Annotated in this window: 5 protein-coding genes; all 5 read left to right on the top strand. The window is 68.7% G+C overall.

What is annotated here, in order from left to right; all coding sequences use genetic code 11:
* Positions 1-143 precede the first annotated feature (143 nt).
* The 5 genes from atpA (at position 144) to AAHZ94_RS27165 (ending at position 5,171) form a co-directional block, all read left to right on the top strand.
* Positions 144-1,715 carry a F0F1 ATP synthase subunit alpha gene (gene atpA / locus AAHZ94_RS27185; protein WP_349996056.1) on the top strand — a complete coding sequence of 524 codons (1,572 nt, stop codon included), beginning with the start codon at positions 144-146 and terminating at the stop codon, positions 1,713-1,715.
* A gap of 2 nt (positions 1,716-1,717) precedes the next feature.
* Positions 1,718-2,644, top strand: coding sequence for a F0F1 ATP synthase subunit gamma (locus AAHZ94_RS27180; RefSeq protein ID WP_349996055.1), 927 nt, complete (start codon positions 1,718-1,720; stop codon positions 2,642-2,644).
* A gap of 1 nt (position 2,645) precedes the next feature.
* Complete coding sequence (atpD, locus tag AAHZ94_RS27175; RefSeq protein WP_349996054.1) at positions 2,646-4,100, top strand: F0F1 ATP synthase subunit beta; 1,455 nt, start codon at positions 2,646-2,648, stop codon at positions 4,098-4,100.
* A 107-nt stretch (positions 4,101-4,207) separates the two neighbouring features.
* A complete protein-coding gene (locus AAHZ94_RS27170) occupies positions 4,208-4,585 on the top strand; it encodes a F0F1 ATP synthase subunit epsilon (RefSeq protein WP_349996052.1) in 378 nt (125 codons plus the stop codon).
* Positions 4,586-4,703: 118 nt separating this feature from the next.
* On the top strand, positions 4,704-5,171 hold the full coding sequence (locus tag AAHZ94_RS27165; protein ID WP_349996050.1) for a DUF2550 domain-containing protein: 468 nt from the start codon (positions 4,704-4,706) through the stop codon (positions 5,169-5,171).
* The last annotated feature ends 731 nt before the right edge of the window (positions 5,172-5,902 follow it).

The raw sequence follows: 5,902 nt of genomic DNA, 5'->3' as shown, positions 1-5,902 counted from the left end.
GCCCGGCGGATGGCCGGCTGACCAGCCACCAACTCAACAAGCATTGCTAGCGGCCCGAGTTGGGCCGACTGAGTCCTCTGGGGGGTAGCCCCCAGACCCCCCAGAAAAAACTTCGGGCCCAACAAGGAGAGCAGGGAACCCAGATGGCGGAGCTCACGATCCGGCCGGAGGAGATCCGGGACGCACTGGAGAACTTTGTCCAGGCGTACACGCCGGACGCGGCCTCGCGCGAGGAGGTCGGTACGGTCAGCGTTGCCGGCGACGGCATCGCGAAGGTCGAGGGACTGCCCTCGGCCATGGCGAACGAGCTGCTGAAGTTCGAGGACGGCACCCTTGGTCTCGCCCTCAACCTTGAGGAGCGCGAGATCGGCGCCGTTGTCCTCGGCGAGTTCAACGGCATCGAGGAGGGGCAGCCGGTCACCCGTACCGGTGAGGTCCTCTCGGTCGCCGTTGGCGAGGGCTACCTGGGTCGCGTCGTCGACCCGCTCGGCAACCCGATCGACGGCCTCGGCGAGATCGAGACCGAAGGCCGGCGCGCCCTGGAGCTTCAGGCCCCCGGCGTCATGGTGCGTAAGTCGGTGCACGAGCCGATGCAGACCGGCCTCAAGGCCGTCGACGCGATGACCCCGATCGGCCGCGGCCAGCGCCAGCTCATCATCGGTGACCGGCAGACCGGCAAGACCGCGCTGGCCGTCGACACGATCATCAACCAGCGTGACAACTGGCGCTCCGGCGACCCCAAGAAGCAGGTCCGCTGCATCTACGTCGCCGTCGGCCAGAAGGGCTCCACCATCGCCGGCGTGCGCGGCGCGCTGGAGGAGGCGGGCGCCCTTGAGTACACGACGATCGTCGCGGCTCCGGCGTCCGACCCGGCAGGCTTCAAGTACCTCGCCCCGTACACCGGCTCGGCCATCGGTCAGCACTGGATGTACCAGGGCAAGCACGTCCTGATCGTCTTCGACGACCTCTCCAAGCAGGCCGACGCCTACCGCGCCGTGTCCCTGCTGCTGCGTCGCCCGCCGGGCCGTGAGGCCTACCCGGGTGACGTCTTCTACCTGCACTCGCGGCTCCTGGAGCGTTGCGCCAAGCTCTCGGACGCCCTCGGCGCCGGCTCGATGACGGGTCTGCCGATCGTCGAGACCAAGGCGAACGACGTGTCGGCGTTCATTCCGACCAACGTCATCTCCATCACCGACGGCCAGTGCTTCCTGGAGTCGGACCTGTTCAACGCGGGCCAGCGGCCGGCGCTGAACGTCGGTATCTCGGTCTCCCGAGTCGGTGGCTCGGCCCAGCACAAGGCGATGCGCCAGGTCTCCGGCCGGCTCCGCGTGGACCTCGCCCAGTTCCGTGAGCTGGAGGCGTTCGCCGCCTTCGGTTCCGACCTGGACGCGGCGTCCAAGGCGTCGCTGGAGCGCGGCAAGCGCATGGTCGAGCTGCTCAAGCAGGGCCAGTACGCGCCGTTCTCCACCGAGGACCAGGTCGTCTCCATCTGGGCCGGCACCTCCGGCAAGATGGACGACGTTCCGGTCCAGGACATCCGCCGCTTCGAGCGTGAGCTCCTCGACTTCCTGCACCGGGAGCACAAGGACCTGCTGACCTCGATCCGCGAGGGCGGCAAGATGTCGGACGACACCCTCCAGGCCGTCGCCGACGCCATCGCCTCCTTCAAGCGGCAGTTCGAGACCTCGGACGGCAAGCTGCTGGGTGAGGGCTGAGCATGGGCGCCCAGGTACGGGTATACAAGCGCCGCATCAAGTCCGTCACCGCCACCAAGAAGATCACCAAGGCGATGGAGATGATCTCCGCGTCGCGCATCGTGAAGGCGCAGCGTCAGGTCGACGCGTCTTCGCCGTACGCGAACGAGCTCACCCGCGCCGTCCGTGCAGTGGCCACCGGGTCCAACACCAAGCACCCGCTGACCACCGAGGTGGAGCGTCCGACGCGGGCCGCCGTGCTGCTCATCACGAGCGACCGCGGTCTGGCCGGCGGCTACTCCTCCAACGCCATCAAGGCGGCCGAGCAGCTCACCGAGCGGCTCACCGCCGAGGGCAAGGAGGTCCTGTCGTACATCGTCGGCCGTAAGGGCGTGTCCTACTACAGCTTCCGGGGCCGTCCGGTCACGGAGTCGTGGACGGGCTTCACGGACAACCCGACGTACGCGGACGCCAAGGCGGTCGCCGGCTCGCTCATCGAGGCCGTGACCACGGAGACGGCCGAGGGCGGTGTGGATGAGCTGCACATCGTCTTCACCGAGTTCGTGTCGATGATGACGCAGACGCCGGTCGACGCCCGGCTGCTGCCGCTGAGCCTCGAAGAGGCGACCGGGCAGGCGGAGACCTCGGGCGCGGGCAAGGAGCAGATCCTGCCCCTGTTCGAGTTCGAGCCCTCGGCCGAGGACGTCCTCGACGCCCTGCTGCCGCGGTACGTCGAGAGCCGGATCTACAACGCGCTGCTCCAGTCGGCTGCCTCCAAGCACGCCGCCACGCGCCGCGCGATGAAGTCGGCGACCGACAACGCGGAAGAACTCATCAAGTCGCTCACGCGGCTTGCCAACGCGGCCCGCCAGGCCGACATCACCCAGGAAATCAGCGAGATCGTCGGTGGCGCGAGCGCCCTGGCCGACGCGACCGCGGGGAGTGACTGATATGACCACCACTGTTGAGCCGACCGCTCCTGCCGGCGTGGCCACTGGCCGCGTCGCGCGGGTCATCGGCCCGGTCGTCGACGTGGAGTTCCCCGTCGACGCGATGCCGGAGATCTACAACGCGCTGACCGTCGAGGTGGCCGACCCGGCCGAGGACGGCAAGCTCAAGACGCTGACCCTTGAGGTCGCCCAGCACCTGGGCGAGGGCATGGTCCGCGCCATCTCGATGCAGCCGACCGACGGCCTGGTCCGTCAGGCGGCCGTCACCAACACCGGCGACGGCATCACCGTCCCGGTCGGTGACATCACCAAGGGCAAGGTGTTCAACACCCTCGGCCAGATCCTCAACGAGCCCGAGGCCGAGAAGGACGTCACCGAGCGCTGGGCGATCCACCGCAAGGCCCCCGACTTCGACCAGCTTGAGTCGAAGACGGAGATGTTCGAGACCGGCCTGAAGGTCGTCGACCTGCTGACCCCGTACGTCAAGGGCGGCAAGATCGGTCTGTTCGGCGGCGCCGGCGTCGGCAAGACCGTCCTCATCCAGGAAATGATCATGCGTGTGGCCAAGCTGCACGAGGGCGTTTCCGTGTTCGCCGGTGTCGGCGAGCGCACCCGTGAGGGCAACGACCTCATCGACGAGATGACCGACTCGGGCGTGCTGGACAAGACCGCGCTGGTCTTCGGCCAGATGGACGAGCCCCCGGGCACCCGTCTGCGCGTCGCGCTGGCCGGCCTCACCATGGCCGAGTACTTCCGTGACGTCCAGAAGCAGGACGTGCTGTTCTTCATCGACAACATCTTCCGCTTCACGCAGGCCGGCTCCGAGGTCTCCACGCTGCTCGGCCGCATGCCGTCCGCGGTGGGTTACCAGCCGAACCTGGCGGACGAGATGGGCCTCCTCCAGGAGCGCATCACCTCGACCCGTGGTCACTCGATCACCTCGATGCAGGCGATCTACGTCCCCGCGGACGACCTGACCGACCCGGCCCCGGCGACCACCTTCGCGCACCTCGACGCGACGACGGTGCTTTCCCGTCCGATCTCGGAGAAGGGCATCTACCCGGCGGTGGACCCGCTGGACTCGACGTCCCGCATCCTGGACCCGCGGTACATCTCGCAGGACCACTACGAGTGCGCCTCGCGGGTCAAGGGGATCCTCCAGAAGTACAAGGACCTCCAGGACATCATCGCGATCCTCGGCATCGACGAGCTCGGCGAGGAGGACAAGCTCACCGTCCACCGCGCCCGTCGTATCGAGCGCTTCCTGTCGCAGAACACCCACGCGGCGAAGCAGTTCACCGGCCTCGACGGCTCGGACGTCTCGCTGGACGAGTCGATCAGCGCGTTCAACTCGATCGCCGACGGTGAGTTCGACCACTTCCCCGAGCAGGCGTTCTTCATGTGCGGTGGCCTGGACGACCTCAAGGCCAAGGCCAAGGAGCTGGGCGTCGCCTGACGCTGACGTAACGGGAGGGGCGGGTGTGTCCCGCCCCTCCCCGCACGCCCACTAGAATTCGACCCAACACCCGGCACACCTGCCGGGTGTCGACCCGAGGAGCCACGTTGGCTGCTGAGCTGCACGTCGAGCTGGTCGCTGCGGACCGGAGTGTCTGGTCCGGCGCGGCCACCTTGGTCATCACGCGCACCACATCGGGTGACATCGGCGTCATGCCCGGCCACCAGCCGCTGCTCGGTGTGCTGGAGTCGGGCCCGGTGACCATCCGTACGAGCGACGGCGGGACGGTGATCGCCGCGGTGCACGGCGGGTTCATCTCGTTCGCCGACGACAAGCTGTCGCTGCTCGCGGAGATCGCAGAGCTGTCTGACGAGATTGACGTTCAGCGTGCCGAGCGGGCGCTGGAGCGTGCCAAGTCGGAGGCGGACGACGCCGCCGAGCGGCGCGCCGAGGTCCGACTGCGCGCGGTGGCGGGCGCGCACTGAGCCGGCCACCGATACGTACGATCCTCAGCCGCGGACCCCGCTGGACCTTGATCCAGCGGTCCGCGGCTGAGGCGATGCAGGTGCGGGTTTTCCGGATGATGCGAGGAGGTCGGTAAAGATGGTCCTCGCTCTGCTCGTGAGCGGCGCGGTCGTCGTACTCGTGCTGCTGGGACTCTTCGTCTTCGGCTTGCGAAGGCGATTGATCCAGCGTTCCGGAGGAACCTTCGACTGTAGTCTGCGCTGGGACGTGACCGTCCGCGGCGAGCAGGACGCCGCGGCCAGCGAGCCGAGCGGCAAGGGCTGGGTGTACGGGGTCGCCCGTTACAGCGGCGACCGGGTGGAGTGGTTCCGCGTCTTCTCGTACGCGCCCCGCCCGCGCCGCCTCCTGGAACGCTCGGCCATCGAGGTCATCGCCCGGCGCACCCCACAAGGCGAGGAAGAGCTGGCCCTGCTCTCGGACGCGGTCGTGCTGGCCTGTTCCCACCGGGGCACGCAACTGGAACTCGCAATGAGCGAGGACGCCCTGACCGGCTTCTTGGCCTGGCTGGAGGCCGCGCCGCCGGGGCAACGCGTGAATGTGGCTTAGACAGAAGGCGTCTCGTTGTTTGGGGGCACCTCCCGGCGTTAGCTGGGGGAGAGTCAATGCGGCTTAGGTAGAAGGCGTCTCGTTGGGTTGCTGCTCGGCTGTGGCTGGGGAGCGGTGGGATCGCGCGGTTGGTTGTTCGGGTTCGGGTTCGGGCTGGGGTTGGGGTTGGGGTTGGGTGAGGGTGTTTCCTCGGTTGTTGTTGCTGGTTGGTGGTGGCGGGGTAGGCCGTGACTGAGTAGGTGCTCGTACGGTTCGGGGTGGGGGTGTCGTGGGTGGGGTGGGTGGGAGTGGCCTGGTCTTGGGCCGGGGGTTGGACGTACAGGTTTCGGAGTCTTCCGGGGCCTGTTTTTTCATGCCTTCTGAGGGTTGCTGGCTTGTGGCTTGCAGCTAGTGGCTTGCGGGGTTGCTGTGGGGGCCGGGTGGGTTGTTCGGGTGTGGGCGTGGGTGTGGGTGTGTTCGGTCGTGGGCGGGTCAGGGTGGGAACGGTTCTGGGCTGGGGCCCGGGGGGTGCGGGCATGCGGAAGGACCGGAGAGGCGGCGGGCGGTGCCGTCTCTCCGGTCCGGTTTCACACCGTGCACGAGGCTGTCGCGTGCACGTTCCTCGGGATGCGGCGGGGCCGCCGGGGGGGGGGGGGGGGGGGGGGGGGGGGGGGGCGCCGGGGGGGGGGGGGGGGGGGGGGGGGGGGGGGGGGGGGGGGGGGGGGGGGGGGGGGGGGGGGGGGGGGGGGGGG

This window comes from Streptomyces sp. HSW2009 (assembly GCF_040240285.1).
Classification (GTDB): domain Bacteria; phylum Actinomycetota; class Actinomycetes; order Streptomycetales; family Streptomycetaceae; genus Streptomyces.
The sequence above is the reverse complement of the archived record's forward strand: the minus strand, read 5'-3'. Positions and strand labels throughout refer to the sequence as shown.

What these genes read in the sequence shown, in the direction of transcription:
- atpA (WP_349996056.1), top strand. Translation starts at nt 144, where the DNA reads ATGGCGGAGCTCACGATCCGGCCGGAGGAGATCCGGGACGCACTGGAG.
- AAHZ94_RS27165 (WP_349996050.1), top strand. Translation starts at nt 4,704, where the DNA reads ATGGTCCTCGCTCTGCTCGTGAGCGGCGCGGTCGTCGTACTCGTGCTG.
- atpD (WP_349996054.1), top strand. Translation starts at nt 2,646, where the DNA reads ATGACCACCACTGTTGAGCCGACCGCTCCTGCCGGCGTGGCCACTGGC.
- AAHZ94_RS27180 (WP_349996055.1), top strand. Translation starts at nt 1,718, where the DNA reads ATGGGCGCCCAGGTACGGGTATACAAGCGCCGCATCAAGTCCGTCACC.